The sequence below is a fragment of the Curtobacterium poinsettiae genome (assembly GCF_025677645.1).
GTDB classification, from domain to species: Bacteria; Actinomycetota; Actinomycetes; order Actinomycetales; family Microbacteriaceae; genus Curtobacterium; species Curtobacterium poinsettiae_A.
Map to the genome: position 1 here is coordinate 604,308 of NZ_CP106879.1, position 16,466 is coordinate 620,773.

Below are 16,466 nucleotides of genomic sequence, written 5' to 3' on the forward strand. Positions count from 1 at the left end.
TTGCGTTCCGGCGACGTACGAGTATCTTTCCTATAGGAAAGAGGTTCATCGCTGAACCACCACGACATGCAAGGGAGCATTCCGTGACCACTCCGCAGGACTGGGTCGACCAGGATTGGGACCCCACCACCTGGACGTCGGAGACCTGGCCGATCGCCGCGTGCCTGCACGGGTTCGCGCAGGTCACCCGCGACGGGACGGCCTTCCACGACGCCCCCGCCGAAGTGTGGGACGAGGTGTTCGGGCAGATCGAGGCCGTCGGCTTCTCGCTCGCCGAACTCGCCGACAGCCACATCCGGCCCGCAGATCTCGAAGCCTCGCGCCGCGACGAGCTGTTCGCCGTCGCGAAGTCGCACGGCATCGGCATCCCGTCCGTGCACCTGCAGCGCAAGAGCGTCATCCAGCCCGGGCACGAGGACGAGAACCTCGCCTACGCCCACCGCACCATCGACGCGGCGGCCGAGTGGGGCATGCAGGTGTTCTCGACGGGCCTGCACCAGCCGTTCACCGAGGCCCAGAAGCGTGCGCTCTGGTTCTGGACTGCGCCGGGTCCCAAGGACCCCGACGACCCGGAGGTCTGGAACGCCGCGGTCAAGCGACTGCGGGAGCTCGGCGAGCACGCTGCGAGCGTCGGGCTGCCGATGGCACTCGAGCTGTACGAGGACACGTACCTCGGCACCGCCGACAGCGCGGTCCGCCTGGTCGAGGACATCGGGCTCGACAACGTCGGCCTGAACGCGGACGTCGCGAACCTCATCCGCCTGCACCGGCCGATCGAGGACTGGCGGGAACTGTTCGCGAAGACCATGCCGCACACGAACTACCTGCACGTGAAGAACTACACGCGTGACGAGGCCGGCGACGGCAGCTGGGCGACGAGCGCTCCGAGCACCATGGAGACGGGCCTCATCAACTACCGCCAGGTCCTGCGCGACGCCGTCGCCGACGGGTTCCGCGGGATCGTCATGACCGAGCAGTACGGCGGGGACAGCCTCGGCGTCTGCGCCACCAACCAGCAGTACATCCGGTCCGTCCTCGCGACGACGACGCTCGACGCGACGGCGACCCCGACTGCAGCAACCAGCACCGAAGGAGCAATCCGATGAGCACCCTCGACATCGCCGTCGTCGGGTCCGGCTACATGGGCGGCGGGATCGCCCAGGTCCTCGCCCTCGCCGGCCACACCGTCCGGATCGCCGACGTCTCGGCCGAGATCGCCCAGCAGAACCTGGAGCGACTGCTCGGAGAGACCGAACAGTTCGTCGCCGACGGGCTGTTCCCCGAGGACGCCGTCGAACGGGTCCGCGCACACCTGAGCGCCGCAGAGTCGATCGAGGCCGCTGTCGCCGACGCGGACTTCATCGAGGAGGCCGTGCCGGAGAAGCTCGAGATCAAGCACGCGACGCTCCGCCGCATCAGCGAAGCCGCCCGCCCCGACGCCGTGATCGGCTCGAACACCTCGACGATCCTGATCGAGTCGCTGGCCGAGGCGGTCGTGGGCCCGGAGCGGTTCCTCGGCGTGCACTTCTCGAACCCGGCACCGTTCATCCCCGGCGTCGAGCTCATCCCGCACCCGACCACGAACGAGCACGCAATCGAGGTCGGCGAGACCGTCGTCGCCGCGACCGGCAAGCAGTCGGCGCGCGTGAAGGACTCGACCGGGTTCGTCCTGAACCGCCTGCAGTACGCGCTGTTCGAGGAGGCCACGAAGATCGCCGACGAGGGCATCGCGAGCCCCGACGACATCGACACCATCGTGCGGACCACGTTCGGGTTCCGCCTGCCGTTCTTCGGCCCGTTCGCGATCGCCGACATGGCCGGTCTCGACGTCTACGCGTTCTGCTTCGAGTCGCTGCAGACCCGCTGGCCCGAGCGCTTCGCCACCCCGCCGTCGCTGCAGCAGCACGTCGACGCCGGTGAGCTCGGCACGAAGTCCGGCGCCGGGTACCTCGAGGTGCCGGCCGACCGCACGCCGGAACTCGTCGCCTACCGGAACAAGGCCTACGTCGCGATGCAGAAGCTGCTCGACGAGCTCGGCCCGGCACCGATCCACTGAGCCCGGAGCACGAACGATGAGCACGCAGAACTCCCAGGGCTCCCAGGACCCCCAGACCCGCACCGTCGTCCTCACCGGGGCCGCCTCACCGCGGGGCATCGGCCGCGCCACCGCCCACCACCTGGCCGAGGCCGGGTGGGACGTCGCGATCATCGACCTCGACCAGACGGCGAGCGAACAGGTCGCAGCCGAGATCCGCGACCAGCACGGCGTCCGCGCGGTCGGCGTCGGGGCGAACGTCGCCGACGAGTCCGCCGTCCGTGCAGCGTTCGACACGATCGAGGCCGAACTCCGGCCCATCACCGCACTGGTGAACCTGGCCGGGGTCTCGTCCGCGCACGCCTACCTCGACCTGCCCGAGGGGGAGTGGCACCGGGTGTTGTCGATCAACCTCGACGGCGTGCACTTCGCCAGCCTGCGGGCGGCGGAGTCGATGGTGCGGTCCGGCTACGGGCGCATCGTGAACCTGTCGTCCGTCTCCGCCCAGCGCGGCGGCGGCACCTTCAGCAAGACCCCGTACACGGTGGCGAAGGCCGGCGTGATCGGCCTGACCCGCGGACTGGCGCGCGAGCTCGGCCCGCGCGGCGTCACCGTCAACGCCATCGCCCCCGGTCCGATCGACACCGACATCATGGGCGGCACCCTGTCCGAGGAGCGGAAGGCCGAGATGGCCGCCGACGGCGTGCTGCCGCGCATCGGCACCCCGCGGGACATCGCTGCAGCGATCGCGTACCTGATCAGCGAGGACGCCGGGTTCGTCACGGGCCAGACGCTCAACGTCGACGGCGGCCTGTACATGCACTAGGGCCAGCCGCCCACGGAACGCGCGCCGACCGTGCGACGCGATCCGTGCCTCCCGTCCGGACGACCGAACCGACCGCCGGACGCCAGAACGACCGCACCGTGCTCGCAAAGGAGCGAACCCGTGTCACTACCCCCTGCCCCCGCGCTCGGGTCGACGAACGACCCCGGCCTGAAATCCGCCATCGGCAAGGCGACCAAGCACCTCATGCCGATGCTCGTCATCCTGTACTTCGTCGCGTTCCTCGACCGCACGAACGTCGGTTTCGCCGAAGAGGCCCTGCGCGTCGACCGCGGCATCTCCGACGCCGCCTTCGCCCTGGGCGCCGGCATCTTCTTCATCGGCTACGCGATCTTCGAGATCCCGTCGAACCTGCTGCTCAAGCGGTTCGGTGCGCGCTTCTGGCTCGCCCGCATCGCCGTCACGTGGGGCATCGTCGCCGCACTGTTCGCCTTCACGACGAACGACACGATGTTCATCATCCTGCGGTTCATCCTGGGTGTGACCGAGGCCGGGTTGTTCCCGGGCGTGATCATGTACCTGTCCGAGTGGTTCCCGAACAAGGTGCGCGTGCGCATGTTCGCGATCTTCTACCTGGCGCAGCCGTTCTCGCAGATGATCGGCGCCCCGCTGTCCGGCGGCCTGATCAGCATCGGCGACCAGGTCACACCGTTCCACGGCTGGCAGGTCATGTTCGCCGGCGAGGGGATCCTCGCGGTGCTGGCGGGCATCGCGGCCCTGGTGTTCCTGACGAACAGCCCGCAGCAGGCGAAGTGGCTCGAACCGGGCGAGAAGGCGTCGCTCACCGCGGCCATGGAGCGCGAGGACACCGCCCGCAGCGAGGACGGCCCGAAGGGCATCTGGCGCGCGATGGCGAGCGGGCGCGTCTGGTACTTCACGATCATCTACTTCTGCCTGCAGGTCGCCGTGTACGGCACGACGTTCTACCTGCCGCAGCAGGTGTCCTCGCTGCTCGGGCAGGACGTCGGTTGGCAGGTCGGTCTGGTCTCCGCGATCCCGTGGCTCGTCGGACTCGTCGCCTGCTACCTGATCGGGTCGCGTGCGGACTCCGTCGGACGCCGTCGTCGCTGGGGCACCCTGTTCTACGTCACGACCGGCCTGTCGATCCTCGGCTCGGCGTGGGCGGGTGCGAACGGGCAGCCGGTGCTCGGCATCCTGTTCATCACCCTGGCCGTCGCGAGCTTCCTGGCCGTCGGCCCGATCACCTGGGCGTACCCGACGGCGTTCCTGACCGGTGCCGCAGCCGCCGCGGGCATCGGCCTGATCAACTCGCTCGGCAACCTCGGCGGGTTCGTCGCCCCGATCATGCGCACCGCGATCAACGAGGTGGTGCCCACCGACAGCGGTGCGTTCGGCATCGTCTCGCTCGGCGTCCTGGCGTTCGTCGCCGCGGTGATGATCTTCTGCACCAGGTTCTTCCGCGGGGCCAAGGCCGACGAACTGCTCGACACCTCGCACGTCCGCACCACCGACCCGAAGGGCAGCAAGCGATGACCAGACTGTTCAACGACCCGGCGGACTTCGCCGACGAGGCGACCGACGGCTTCGTCGCCGCGAACGAGCGGTGGGTGCGGAAGGTGCACGGCGGGGTCGCCCGTTCCACCACGAGCCCCGACGGCACCGTCGCGGTCGTGATCGGCGGGGGTTCGGGCCACTACCCCGCATTCGGCGGACTGGTCGGGCACGGCCTGGCCGCGGGTGCGGCGATGGGCAACCTGTTCGCCAGCCCGAGCGCCCAGCAGGTGGCCGGTGTCGCGCGGGCTGCCGAGCACGGCGGTGGTGTGCTGCTCAGCTACGGCAACTACGCCGGTGACGTCCTGAACTTCGACGCCGCGGCGCGCACGCTCGAGGCCGACGGCATCCCGGTCCGGACGGTCCGCGTCACCGACGACGTGACGAGTGCCCCGGCCGACGACCGCGCGAAGCGCCGCGGCATCGCGGGTGACCTCTGCGTCTTCAAGGTCGCCGGCGCCGCCGCCGAGCGCGGGGACGACCTCGACACGGTCACCGCCGTCGCCGAGCGGGCGAACGACCGGACGCGGAGCTTCGGCGTCGCCTTCTCCGGGTGCTCGCTGCCGGGTGCCGAGGAACCCCTGTTCACGGTGCCCGAGGGGCGGATGGCGATCGGCATGGGCATCCACGGCGAGCGTGGCATCGACGAGACGGACGTGCCCACCGCGGACGGCCTGGCCGAGCTGCTGGTGTGCCGGCTGCTCGACGAACTGCCCGACGGCGTGGCACTCGAGGGCCAGCGGGTGGTCCCGATCCTGAACGGTCTGGGCTCGGTCAAGTACGAGGAGCTCTTCGTCGTCTACCGCTCGGTGCAGCGGCGCCTGGCGGACGCCGGGGTCGTCATCGTGGAGCCCGAGGTCGGCGAACTCGTCACGAGCTTCGACATGGCCGGGGTCTCCCTGACGCTGTTCTGGCTCGACGACGAGCTCGAGGAACTGTGGGCAGCGCCAGCGGACACCCCCGCCTACCGCAAGGGCGGCGCGGTCGCCGAACAGCGCGTCGACCCGTCCACCGTGGCGGCGGACGCCGAGGGCGTGGGCATCGGCCCGGCGAGTGACGAGTCACGCGCGGTCGCCGAGCGGGTCGCCGCCGGGTTCGCCGCGGTCCGCGCCGTCCTCGACGAGCACGCCGACGAACTCGGTCGCATCGACGCCGTGGCCGGCGACGGCGACCACGGCATCGGGATGCAGCGCGGATCGCACGCCGCCGACGCCGCAGCCGCCGACGCGGTCACCCGCGGTGCCGGTGCCGGCACCATCCTGCTGGTCGCCGCGGACGCCTGGTCCGACAAGGCCGGCGGCACGTCCGGTGCGATCTGGGGTGCCGCCCTGGAGGCACTGGGTCGCGTGGTCGGGGACGACTCGCGTCCGTCGGGTGCCACCGTCGCGCAGGGGGTCCGCGCGGCCACCGAGGCCGTGCTCGCGTTCGGCGCCACCGTCGGTGACAAGACGATGGTGGACGCGCTGGTGCCGTTCGACGAGGTGCTCCGCACCCGGCTCGACGCCGGGGCTGCGCTCGCCGAGGCCTGGGGTGACGCCGTCCGTGCCGCCCGCGAAGCAGCGGACGCCACGGAGTCCCTCGTGCCGAGGATGGGTCGGGCGCGGACGCACGCCGACCAGGCCGTCGGCACCGCGGACCCCGGCGCACTGTCCTTCGCCCTCGTCGTGGAGACGGTCGCCCCGTGATCACCGTCGGGGTGTCGCTGAAGACGTACTTCTCGCACGCCCGGACGCTGTCGTGGGCGGCCGAGGTCACGGACATCGCCCGGCGACACCCGGCGGTGCGCTCGGGTGCTGCGTCGCTCTTCGTGGCGCCGACGTTCCCGGCCCTCGTCCCGGTGCGTGACCTGCTCGCCGGGTCGGGAGTGCTCCTCGCCGCGCAGGACCTGTCGTGGGCCGACGCGGGCGCGTTCACCGGCGAGGTCTCCGGCGCCGAACTGCGGGAGATCGGCGTCGACCTGGTCGAGATCGGGCACGCCGAACGGCGTTCCCTGTTCCACGAGGACGACGCGACGATCGCGGGGAAGGTGCACGCGGCGTTCCGCAACCACCTGCGTCCGCTGGTCTGCGTCGGGGAGCCGGACCGGGCCTCTCCCCACGAGCTCGGCCGTCACGCTGCTCCGCGAGCTCCGCAGCGCGCCGGAACCGGCTCGCGTGGGCCCAATCCGACCGAGGCCGTGGCGGCGGTGACCGCGCAGCTCGACCGGGCCGTCTCGACCGCCGTCGCGGACGGTCTCGCCGGACCCCTGACCGTCGCCTACGAACCGGTGTGGGCGATCGGCGCACCGGCCCCCGCACCGGACGACCACATCGTGGCGGTGCTCGCCGGGATCGATCAGCACCTCGCCACCCGGCCCGAGCTGCACGGCAGCACCGTCCTCTACGGGGGCAGCGCCGGACCCGGGCTGCTCACCCGGGGGCAGGGGCGGATCGGCGGGCTGTTCCTCGGACGGTTCGCCCACGACCCCGCCGCGGTCGAGGCGATCCTCGACGAGGTCGCGGCGCTCAACTGAGCTGGTCGCGGACCGGCCGTGGGGCGCGACCGAGCAGCTCGCCGAGCAGCGGATCGGTGCCGGCGAACAGGCCCCGCTCGGCGGCCTGGTACATGCCGAGCAGGAACGCGACCATGTGCGGGTCCTGCCCCGCTGCCAGCGCACGGGCACGCCACTCGTCCTCACCCAGGGCCTCGAACCCGATCGTCCGACCGGACACCTCGGACGCCTGCCGAGCCAGGTCGGCGAAGGTCGGCGCGTCCGGAGCGGTGAGCGTCACCGGCCCGTCGAACGGCTGGTCGGCGAGCAGGATCGCGGCGGCTGCCTCGGCGGCGTCCTCGCGGGCGGTCCACGACACCGGGCCGTCGACGGGGACGGAAACCGTGCCGGTCTCCTGCCACGGGCCCGTCATCCAGGCGGCGCTGTGCGCGTAGAAGCCGTTCCGCAGGCTCGTCCACGGCAGCCCGGAGTCGCGGAGCAGGTCCTCGGTGGCGGCGTGGTGCGCTGCGGGCACGAAGGGCGAACCGTGCGCGGCGCCCTGGTGGCTCGTGTACAGGACCCGGCCGACACCGGCGTCCACGGCTGCGTCGACCGCGGCACGGTGCAGCGCGACGGCGTCGGCGGCCGGGTCGCTCGACGAGACGAGCAGGAGCTGATCGGCGCCCGCGAAGGCTGCCGGCAGGGCCTCCGGTTCGGCGTAGTCGCCGCGGCGGACCTCGACACCGCGGTCGGCGAACCGCTGTGCTCGGGCCGGATCACGGGCCACCACCGCCAGGTCGGACGGCGCGAGGTGCTCGAGCAGGTGGTCGGCGGTGGCGCCGTTGAGGGCTCCGGTGGCCCCGGTGATGACGATCATGGCTTCTCCGTATCGATGGAAACAGCGCGTTGGTAGCGCTGGTAACACAGTGATAGCACAGATCCGTTATCGTTGTTCCGTGACCGAGCAGGGAAGCCAGCGCGACGAGACGCGTGCGCGCATCGTCGAGGTCGCCGGCAGCATGCTGCGCGAACGCGGTGCCGCGGCGGTGACCACGCGGGCGGTCGCGGACGGCGCAGGCGTCCAGGCACCGACCATCTACCGGCTGTTCGGCGACAAGGACGGTCTGCTCGAGGCGGTCGCCGAGCACGCGATGGCGACGTTCTCGGCGATGAAGGCCGACGCCGTCCGGGCTGCTCGTGACGAGGCGACCGACCCCGTCGAGGACCTGCGCACCGGTTGGTCGATGACGATCGGCTTCGGGCTGGCGAACCCCGACCTGTTCGTGCTGTTGAGCGACCCGGAGCGCGGCCGTCGGTCGGCAGCCGCCCGCGCCGGTACCGCGCTGCTCGCCGAACGCATCCGGCGGGTGGCCGAGGCCGGACGACTGGCCGTGCCGGAACACCGCGCGGTCGAGCTCGTGCACGCGGCCGGCACCGGTGCGGTGCTCGCGATCCTGGCCGCTCCGGCGGACGAGCGGGACCCGTCACTCGCCGATGACGTCCTCGACGCGGTGCTCGGGCGGATCCTCGTGCCGAGCCGGCCGACCAGGGACGACGGCGGCGCGGCCCCGGGTGGTCGCGGTCGGGGGACTGACGCCGTGACGAGCGCCGCGATCACGCTCCGTGCCGCAGCGCCCCGGCTCGATCGACTATCGGCAGCCGAGCGGACGATGCTCGCGGAGTGGCTCGACCGGATCGCCGCGGACTAGTCCTCGCGGGCGCCCGCCAGCCCGTGGTCGTGTGCGTAGACGACGAGCTGCACCCGGTCGCGCAGCGACAACTTGCCGAGGATGCTCGAGATCTGGGTCTTCACCGTCGACTCGGTGACGTACTCCCTGGTGGCGATCTCGGCGTTCGAGAGCCCACGGGACGCCCACCCGAACACGACGCGCTCCCGCTCGGTCAGGGTCGCGTACTCCGGCGGCTGCGGTGCGGGGGCCCGCGCCACGTCGGTGCCGAACAGCTGCGCGAGGTCGTTCGGTGCGATGACCGAGCTGCCCTCGTGCACGGCCCGCACCGCGGCGAACAGGAACGGCGGCGTGGTGTCCTTGAGCAGGAACCCGCTGGCGCCGAGCCGGATCGCGGTCGCCGCCGCAGGGTCGAGCCCGAAGGTGGTGAGCACGACGACGCGGGGCAGCGGGCCCGGGACGACGCCCGAGTAGAGCTGGCGGACGGTCTCCACGCCGTCCATGCCGGCCATCCGCATGTCGAGCAGCACCACGTCGGGGCGCACCTCGGGGATGAGCGCGAGCGCTTCGGCGCCGTCGGAGGCCTCACCGACCACGCGCATGTCGTCCTGGGCGTCGAGCACCACCCGGAGCCCGGCGCGGAACAGCGCCTGGTCGTCGGTGAGCAGGATCCTGATCGGTTCGGTCATCGGACGGGTCCCCCTTGGACGTCGAACGGGATGCGGGCGCGTGCCGTGAACACGTCGTCCAGCACGGCGGCGTCGAACGACCCACCGAGGGCGCCGAGGCGCGAGTCCATGCCGTCGATCCCGCGGCCCGAGCCGGCGGTGGTGCCGTCGCCGGCGACGTTCTCGACCTCGAGCACCAGGTCGGCGTTCCGCCAGGTCTCCCGCACGACGACCGGGTTGCCGGGGGCGCCGTGGCGCAGGGCGTTCGTGAGCATCTCCTGCAGCACACGACGGGCTGCCGTGCCGGTGTCCGGGCGCAGGGCCAGCGGGACCCCGCGCACCGTGCGGTCGACGTCGACCCCGGCGTCGCGGATGCCCTGCACGATCTCCTCGAGCGAGCCCGGGCCGGTCGCCTCGGCGGAGCCGTCGATGTGCCCGAGGACCTGCCGGACCTCGACCAGGGAGCTCCGGGCGGTGCTCGCGATGGTGGCGCTGACCGCTCGGATGCGCGCCTCGTCGTCGAGGAACGGCACCGAGTCGGCCTGCGCGATGATGACCGCGAGCGAGTGGCCGACGACGTCGTGCACGTCGCGGGCGATGTCGGCGCGGATGCGTTCGGACTCGGCGACGTCGATGGCGCGGGTGGCGGTGGCCTCGGCCTCGGTGGCGACGGCCTCGGCACGCGATGCTGCGGCCTCGGCGTCGGCACGGCGCTCCGACTCGCGGTCGCGGGAGCGGAAGGCCCGGACGGCGACCCCGCCCGCCCAGACCCCGAGCAGCGCGGTCACCGGGGCGGCCATCGCCAGGAACGCCTGGTCGCGCGGGCCGTTGATCAGCACCAGGAACCGGAAGCCGGTCGACGCCAGGTAGACCGTCGCACCCGCCCCGGCGACGACCGCGAGCACGCCGGAGACGACGACCTCGGTGCGGGTGCCCACGACGGCGGCGGTGCCGATCACGACGAACATCGCGAGGTCCACCAGCGACGGGCGCTCGCCGCCGCCGACCTGGACCACGCCGAGGACGACGACCATCGCCATCGCGGCGGACGGGGAGATGCGACGCAGGGCGATCGCCACAGAGGCCGACAGCACCGCGGCGAGGCTCGCGTGCTCGAGCTCGAGGTCGATGGGCAGCAGGAAGACGAACGCCGCCAGGACCGCCCAGGCCACGTCGACGACGATCGACCGGGTGGCGAGCGGCCGGAGGAACCTGCCCCGTTCGGTCACGAGAGCGATCCTCCCATGCCGTACCGGCGTCACGCGGGCGGCGTCATGGCCATGAGTGCGATGACGGTGGCGACCACGATCGCCGCGCAGAGCAGCAGGGTGGCGATCGTGTGCTTGGTCGAGGTCTGCATGCTCCCAGCCTGCGCAACCGGACGGCCGACGGCATCGGGCGGTCGACCGAAGGGCCTCGTCCTGCCGGGTGAAGCCGATCCGCGCGATCCGGCCACCTTGGACCGCCGCTCAGTACCCCCGGCGAACCATCGGCCGTGCAATCGCTCGATCGAGACGAAGGAGCACGAGTTGTACTTCCACAAGCAGGAACTCCAGTTCAAGTCGACACCCGACAAGCCGGATGCCGTGTATGCCCGCAAGCTGCAGGAGGTGCTCGGCGGCCAGTACGGAGAGATCTCCGTCGCGCTGCAGTACCAGTTCCAGGCCTGGAACATGCACATCCCCGGCAAGTACCGCGACATGGTGTTCGGCATCGGCGCCGAGGAGATGGGCCACGTCGAGATGCTCGCGACGATGATCGCGCAGCTGCTCGAGAAGTCCCCGCTCGGCATCACCGAGGACGCGCTGCAGGACGATCCCACGGTCGCCGCGATCGTCGGTGGTACCGACGTCCAGCACGCGATCGTCGCCGGTGCGGGTGCCCGTCCGGTGGACAGCAACGGCAACCCCTGGCAGGGCTCCTACATCACCGCCAGCGGCAACCTGCTCGCCGACTTCACGGCGAACGAGAACGCCGAGATGCAGGGTCGAGTGCAGGCCGCCCGGCTCTACCACATGACCGACGACCACGGCGTGCGGGACCTGCTGTCCTTCCTCATCGCCCGCGACACCATGCACCAGAACATGTGGGCGACCGCCGCTGCCGAGCTGCGCGAGAAGGGCGTCGAGGGCTTCCCCGTGCCGAGCAACTTCCCGCAGTCGAAGGAGAACCAGGAGGTCAACTACCAGTACCTCAACTTCTCCGACGGTGCCGAGGCGGGGAACGGCCCGTGGGCGAGCGGCCCCTCGTTCGACGGCAAGGGTGAGTACTCGTACCACGACGGCCCGACGACCTCGGTCCCGATGCCGCCGCCCACGCACCCCGACGTCCGGCTCTACGGCACCACCGAGCTGCCGAACGTCGTCGAGAAGACGGCCGGCCTGGTGCAGGACACGCTGAACAAGGAGTAGTCCCGACGGTCGCCCACGCGACCGACGGAACGACGGGAGGCCCGGCGCACGACGTGCACCGGGCCTCCTGTCCGTCAGGTGGTCACCGCACCGACGGGGCGGACCCGCCCACGGTCATCAGCGCCCCCGTCTCGGGTTCTTCGTCGCGTGGTGCCTCGAAGATGCCCGAGTAGGCGCGGACCGCGCTCCACCCCGCGATCAGCAGGGCCGTGCCGAGGACCGCCGCGACCCAGGGGGCCAGGAGTGACTGCTCGAAGAGCCGTGGCGCGGCGACCCAGGCCAGGAACGTGCCGGTCAGGCTGCCGGCGGCCCCGAGCAGCACGGCGGTGCGCCGGTCCAGGCTCGTCAGCGCGAGCGCCGCGGTGACGACGAGGACCGCCACCACCGCGTTCAGCAGGACGGACGTCATCGCTCAGCTCCTCACTCGGCGGCGGCGCCGGAACCGACCGCGAGCTGCTCGGATCCGCCACCGACGGTGACGGCGATCTTGCGCGGCTTCGCGGACTCCTTGACGGGGATCGTGACGCTCAGCACGCCGTTGTCGTACCCGGCGGTGATGCGCTCGGCGTCCAGGCCGTCGCCGAGCGTCAGCTGCCGGACGAACGTGCCGGGCTGGCGCTCGCGTGTGAGCCACTGCGACCCCTCGGGTGCTCCCAGGGTGCGCTCGGCGCGGATGGTCAGGACGGAGCCGTCCACGTCGATGTCGACGGAGCCCGGGTCGATGCCGGGCAGGTCGACGTCGAGGACGTAGTGGTCCCCGGTGCGGTACAGGTCCATCGGCATCGAGCGCGGGCCGGCGGCGGTGCCGAGGAGCGAACCCGCGAGTCGGTCGAGCTCGCGGAACGGGTCGAAGTTCATCGTCATCGGAATCAACTCCTTCGTGGTTCTCGTTGAGTCCCCTCGACTCAACTGCCACCGTTTTAGCACTCGACCCTGGTGAGTGCCAAAAGATCGCTCGGAGGACGCCGAGAACTCAGCCGAGCAGGGGCTCGAGCCGCGCGACCGCCGTCCGCAGGTGCACCAGGGCCTGGCCAGGGGACTCCACCCGGGCCGCGGGCGCGGACAACGTCAGCCCCGCCACGAGCTCACCGCGCTCGCCGCGGACGGGCAGGGCCAAGCAACCGAAGCCCCGCACGAAGGCGCCGACCTGCGACGCCGAGGCGCCGCCGCCGGCGTGCAGCCGCCCCATCGCACTCGACCCGGGTGCCGATCGCAGGGCGGTCGCGTCGAGGAGCGGGAAGTCCGGGTCGACGTCGACGTCGCAGATCCCGTCGGCGTCGTACCGGGCCAGGTGCACCCCGGCGCGGACCGCCGAGCGCACGTCGGACAGCACAGACCGGACGGCGCGGGGGAGTGGTGGGACCGACGGGGCCGTGGCCGGGGCGACGCCGGCGAGCTCCGAGACCTTGTGCCCGAGTGCGAAGCCGCGCAGGTCCGGCAGCCGCACCAGGTACTCGTCCTCCACGAGCAGCGTGATGAGCCGGTAGGTGGTCGCCCGCGGCATCCCGAGCGCGTCCGAGATCTGCTGAGCGGTGACGCCGGGCCCGGCGTGCGCGACCGCCTCGAGCACCGCGAGGGCGTTCTGGATCGCCTTCGGCTGCCGCGCGCGGAGACCGGGTTCGCTCACCGCACCCCCGTCCCGTGGCCGGGTCCGGCGGACGGCCGGGAGGCGCCCAGCAGGTCCGCCTCGACCGGCACGTCGTACACCGCCCGGCTCCGACCCCGTCGCCAGGGTCGCCGACGGGTCGCCACCAGGAACGCGACGACGACCGCGGTGACCACCCCGACGGCGAGGACGACGGCCGGCCACCGGGGCGACGCGGCCTCGACCCCGGCGTAGGTGAGCAGCACGGCGGTGAGCAGGACGCCGGTCGTCACCGCGGTGGTCGCCACCCCCGTCGTCAACTCGCCGATGCGTCGCAGGAACACCGGAGCCGCGAAGCACGTCATCGCGTACGCCGTCAGGTACCCGAGTGCCGCGACGACCAGTTCGGCCTCCATCAGGGACCACGTCGGGATGCCGGTGAGGAGCCCGAGGACCGGCAGCGCGGTCAGCACCGAGCACGCCAGCATCCCCGCGACGAAGGGTGTCCGGAACCGTGCTGACGCCCGCCCGAGCGCGGCCGGCAGCACCCCTTCACGGCCCATCGCGAACAGCACCCGGACGAGCGCCGTCGTCGAGGCGATCGCGCACGCGGCGAACGAGGCGGCGATCCCGAGGTCGAGCGCCCACCCGACCCACTGCATGCCGAAGGCCGTGGCGAGCTCGTTGACCGGCGACGCGCTCGTGGCGAGGTCGGTGCCGATCGCGGCGAACCCGGTCTGCTGGGCGGCAGCGCTCACGACGTAGAGCACGCCCGCGACCAGGACGGTCCACGAGATCGCGCGGGGGATCGCCTGGAACGGGCGCCGTGCCTCCACGCCGAGCACCGACGCGCTCTCGAACCCGACGAAGGCGGTGACCGCGAGCGCCGTGCCCACCGCGAAGGGTGCCGGCGCGGTCGGGCCGAGTGCGAGGGCGGACGTGTCGACGGGCTGCAGGCGTGCGACCAGGGCGACGATCAGCACGACGATGACGGCGACGGACAGGGTCTCGACGAGCAGGGTGAGGCGCGTCGACAACCGGACGCCGAGGGCGATGACGGCGAACACCGCGGCGCCCATGGCGGTGATCACCACGACCGTGACCAGGGAGCCGGTGCCGGCCGTCGGGACGAACCGGGACAGCAGGTAGTCGAGGTAGTAGCCGCTGCCGGTGAGCGAGAACATCGCGATGAACCCGTAGCCGAGCAGCAGTGCGGCGCCCGCGACCACACCGGCCACCGGCCCCAGGCCGAGCGAGACGTAGGTGTAGAGCGAGCCGGTGCCCGCCACGCGTCGGACGAACTGGTTCACGGTGCGTCCGACCAGGAACGACAGCGCCATCGCGGCGAGCAGGGACCACGTCGCGCCCTGCCCGGCGACGGTCGCGACGAGCACCGGGATCGTGGTGGCCGCCGCCGACGGTGCGACCGCGGACACCGACTGCGCCAGCACGTCGACCGGGCCGACGCTCCGCCGGGACAGTCCGTCGACGGGGGAGCGCGTGCCGATGCCCGGCACCCGTGGCGGGTCGGCGATGGCACGGTCGAGCGCGGTCATGCGGCAACGGTACGGGGGCTGCGTTGCCCCGGTGTCTCGGTCGTGTTTCGCGGTGGTCTCGGGCAAATGAGACGCCTCGCCCGGGCCGTCCCATTCGGGTGCGTGCGGGTTTCACACCCGTGGAACGGGGGCGCAACGGTGGCGCGGGACCGTGGTCCCACCCCGACCCAGTCACCCGAACCGGAAGGCCACGATGTCCAGCATCACGAAGGACCCCGCGTCACTCGGAGCCGTACCCGCACCGCAGCGGACCATGCGCGGCTCGCTCGGCGTCACCGCGATCGTGTTCATGGTCGTCGCGGCCGCCGCCCCGCTCACCGTCGTCGGCGGCGCCGCCCCGCTGGGCATGCTGCTCGGCAACGGCGTCGGGTTCCCGTCGCTCTACGCCGCGTCCGCCGTGATCCTGCTGCTGTTCTCGGTGGGGCTGGCGGCGATGACCCGGCACCTGCCACGACCCGGCGCCTTCTTCACGTTCGTGGGCCACGGGCTCGGTCGTCCGGCCGGTGCGGGGGCGGCCACCCTGGCGCTGCTGACCTACACGACGATCCAGGTCAGCGTGCACGGCTACATCGGGTACCTGCTCGGGGTGACCGTCACGGGCCTCGGCGGGCCGGACGTCCCCTGGTACGTGTGGTCCCTGGTCGTCGTGGCGCTCGTCGGGGTGCTCGGGTACCGGCACATCGACCTGTCCAGCAAGGTCCTCGGCGTCCTGCTCGTCGGTGAGGTCGGGATCGTGCTCGTCCTGGTGGCCGCGATCGTGTTCCGCGGCGGTGCCGACGGGCTCTCGCTCGCGCCGTTCGAACCGACCCACGTCATGTCCGGCTCGCCCGGCGTCGGCCTCATGTTCGCCATCGCGGCGTTCATCGGGTTCGAGGCCACCGCGATCTTCCGTGACGAGGCGAAGGACCCGGAGCGCACGATCCCACGGGCCACCTACACCGCCGTCATCGGCATCGGGGTGTTCTACACGCTGGCGTCGTGGGGACTCGTGATGGCCTGGGGTCCGGACGGCGTGCTCGCCGAGGCCGCGAAGGACCCGGGCGCCCTCATCCTCACCACGGCGGCGCGCTACATCGGCACCGCGGGTGAGGCCGTCCTGAACGTGCTGCTGCTCACGAGCATGTTCGCCTGCGTCCTGTCCTTCCACAACGTCATCACCCGGTACCAGCACTCGATGGCGAACGCCTCGCTCCTGCCCGGTCGTCTCGGCACCGTGCACCGCAAGCACGAGTCGCCGCACACCTCGAGCATCGTGCAGACGGTCACCGCCGCCGTGCTCATGGTCCTGTTCGCCGTCCTCGGCCTCGACCCGGTCCTGCAGGTCTTCAGCTGGTTCGCCGGTGTCGCCACCCTGGGCGTGGCGATCCTGATGGCCGCGACGAGCCTCGCCGTCATCGTCTACTTCCGTCGGAACCGCGCCGACCGCCGCATCTGGAACACCGTCATCGCCCCCGTCCTCGGGTTCGTCGGGCTCGTCGCCTCGGCCGTTCTGATCTGGGCGAACTTCCCGACGCTCGTCGGCAACGTCGACGGTTCCGGAGCGAGCGTCTTCGGTGTCGTCAGCACCGTGCTCACCGGCCTCGTCGTGGTCGTGCCCGCCGTCGGCGTGCTGCAGGCCGTGGTGCTGCGCCGGCGCGACCGCCGCCGCTACGACCAGATGCTCGATCGTCTCGCCAGCGACGGCTGACCGACCCACC

Annotated in this window: 16 protein-coding genes; 9 read left to right on the forward strand and 7 right to left on the reverse strand. The window is 71.9% G+C overall.

Going from position 1 to position 16,466, the window contains the following annotated elements:
* Nucleotides 1-83 precede the first annotated feature (83 nt).
* From OE229_RS02985 to OE229_RS03010, 6 genes are all read left to right on the forward strand, one after another.
* A complete protein-coding gene (locus OE229_RS02985; RefSeq protein ID WP_262139672.1) occupies nucleotides 84-1,106 on the forward strand; it encodes a sugar phosphate isomerase/epimerase family protein in 1,023 nt (340 codons plus the stop codon).
* Nucleotides 1,103-2,056 carry a 3-hydroxyacyl-CoA dehydrogenase family protein gene (locus OE229_RS02990; RefSeq protein ID WP_262139674.1) on the forward strand — a complete coding sequence of 318 codons (954 nt, stop codon included), beginning with the start codon at nucleotides 1,103-1,105 and terminating at the stop codon, nucleotides 2,054-2,056. Before OE229_RS02985 ends, OE229_RS02990 begins: the two co-directional genes overlap by 4 nt.
* A 16-nt stretch (nucleotides 2,057-2,072) precedes the next feature.
* Nucleotides 2,073-2,861 (forward strand): SDR family NAD(P)-dependent oxidoreductase, encoded by a 789-nt coding sequence (locus OE229_RS02995; protein ID WP_262139676.1) that lies wholly within the window; start codon nucleotides 2,073-2,075, stop codon nucleotides 2,859-2,861.
* A 120-nt stretch (nucleotides 2,862-2,981) separates the two neighbouring features.
* Complete coding sequence (locus OE229_RS03000) at nucleotides 2,982-4,373, forward strand: MFS transporter (RefSeq protein WP_262139678.1); 1,392 nt, start codon at nucleotides 2,982-2,984, stop codon at nucleotides 4,371-4,373.
* Entirely contained in the window at nucleotides 4,370-6,076 is a 1,707-nt protein-coding gene (locus tag OE229_RS03005; protein WP_262139680.1) for a dihydroxyacetone kinase family protein, read from the forward strand. Before OE229_RS03000 ends, OE229_RS03005 begins: the two co-directional genes overlap by 4 nt.
* Entirely contained in the window at nucleotides 6,073-6,903 is an 831-nt protein-coding gene (locus tag OE229_RS03010) for a triose-phosphate isomerase family protein (RefSeq protein WP_262139682.1), read from the forward strand. The genes OE229_RS03005 and OE229_RS03010 overlap by 4 nt, the downstream gene beginning before the upstream one ends.
* On the opposite strand, the gene OE229_RS03015 is transcribed toward OE229_RS03010, so the two are convergent.
* On the reverse strand, nucleotides 6,896-7,738 hold the full coding sequence (locus tag OE229_RS03015; RefSeq protein ID WP_262139684.1) for an NmrA family NAD(P)-binding protein: 843 nt from the start codon (nucleotides 7,736-7,738) through the stop codon (nucleotides 6,896-6,898). The genes OE229_RS03010 and OE229_RS03015 overlap by 8 nt on opposite strands.
* 79 nt (nucleotides 7,739-7,817) lie before the next feature.
* Here OE229_RS03015 and OE229_RS03020 point away from each other — a divergent pair, with 79 nt between their 5' ends.
* Nucleotides 7,818-8,570: a TetR/AcrR family transcriptional regulator gene (locus OE229_RS03020; RefSeq protein WP_262139685.1), complete on the forward strand. Its 753-nt coding sequence runs from the start codon at nucleotides 7,818-7,820 to the stop codon at nucleotides 8,568-8,570.
* Here OE229_RS03020 and OE229_RS03025 read toward each other — a convergent pair.
* The gene (locus OE229_RS03025; RefSeq protein WP_262139686.1) at nucleotides 8,567-9,238 is read right to left on the reverse strand and encodes a response regulator; all 672 of its coding nucleotides are present in this window, start codon (nucleotides 9,236-9,238) and stop codon (nucleotides 8,567-8,569) included. The genes OE229_RS03020 and OE229_RS03025 overlap by 4 nt on opposite strands.
* Complete coding sequence (locus tag OE229_RS03030; RefSeq protein WP_259362632.1) at nucleotides 9,235-10,446, reverse strand: sensor histidine kinase; 1,212 nt, start codon at nucleotides 10,444-10,446, stop codon at nucleotides 9,235-9,237. The genes OE229_RS03025 and OE229_RS03030 overlap by 4 nt, the downstream gene beginning before the upstream one ends.
* A gap of 300 nt (nucleotides 10,447-10,746) precedes the next feature.
* Here OE229_RS03030 and OE229_RS03035 point away from each other — a divergent pair, with 300 nt between their 5' ends.
* On the forward strand, nucleotides 10,747-11,628 hold the full coding sequence (locus OE229_RS03035; protein ID WP_262139689.1) for a manganese catalase: 882 nt from the start codon (nucleotides 10,747-10,749) through the stop codon (nucleotides 11,626-11,628).
* Between the two features lie 82 nt (nucleotides 11,629-11,710).
* Here OE229_RS03035 and OE229_RS03040 read toward each other — a convergent pair whose 3' ends face one another.
* The 4 genes from OE229_RS03040 to OE229_RS03055 form a co-directional block, all read right to left on the reverse strand.
* Nucleotides 11,711-12,037, reverse strand: a complete 327-nt coding sequence (locus tag OE229_RS03040; RefSeq protein ID WP_182064188.1) for a hypothetical protein — start codon at nucleotides 12,035-12,037, stop codon at nucleotides 11,711-11,713.
* An 11-nt stretch (nucleotides 12,038-12,048) separates the two neighbouring features.
* The gene (locus OE229_RS03045; protein WP_182064189.1) at nucleotides 12,049-12,492 is read right to left on the reverse strand and encodes an Hsp20/alpha crystallin family protein; all 444 of its coding nucleotides are present in this window, start codon (nucleotides 12,490-12,492) and stop codon (nucleotides 12,049-12,051) included.
* 109 nt (nucleotides 12,493-12,601) lie between these two features.
* Entirely contained in the window at nucleotides 12,602-13,255 is a 654-nt protein-coding gene (locus OE229_RS03050) for a helix-turn-helix domain-containing protein (RefSeq protein ID WP_259362633.1), read from the reverse strand.
* On the reverse strand, nucleotides 13,252-14,769 hold the full coding sequence (locus OE229_RS03055; protein ID WP_262139691.1) for an APC family permease: 1,518 nt from the start codon (nucleotides 14,767-14,769) through the stop codon (nucleotides 13,252-13,254). The genes OE229_RS03050 and OE229_RS03055 overlap by 4 nt, the downstream gene beginning before the upstream one ends.
* 193 nt (nucleotides 14,770-14,962) lie before the next feature.
* Here OE229_RS03055 and OE229_RS03060 point away from each other — a divergent pair, with 193 nt between their 5' ends.
* Nucleotides 14,963-16,456, forward strand: coding sequence for an APC family permease (locus OE229_RS03060; RefSeq protein ID WP_263344997.1), 1,494 nt, complete (start codon nucleotides 14,963-14,965; stop codon nucleotides 16,454-16,456).
* The last annotated feature ends 10 nt before the right edge of the window (nucleotides 16,457-16,466 follow it).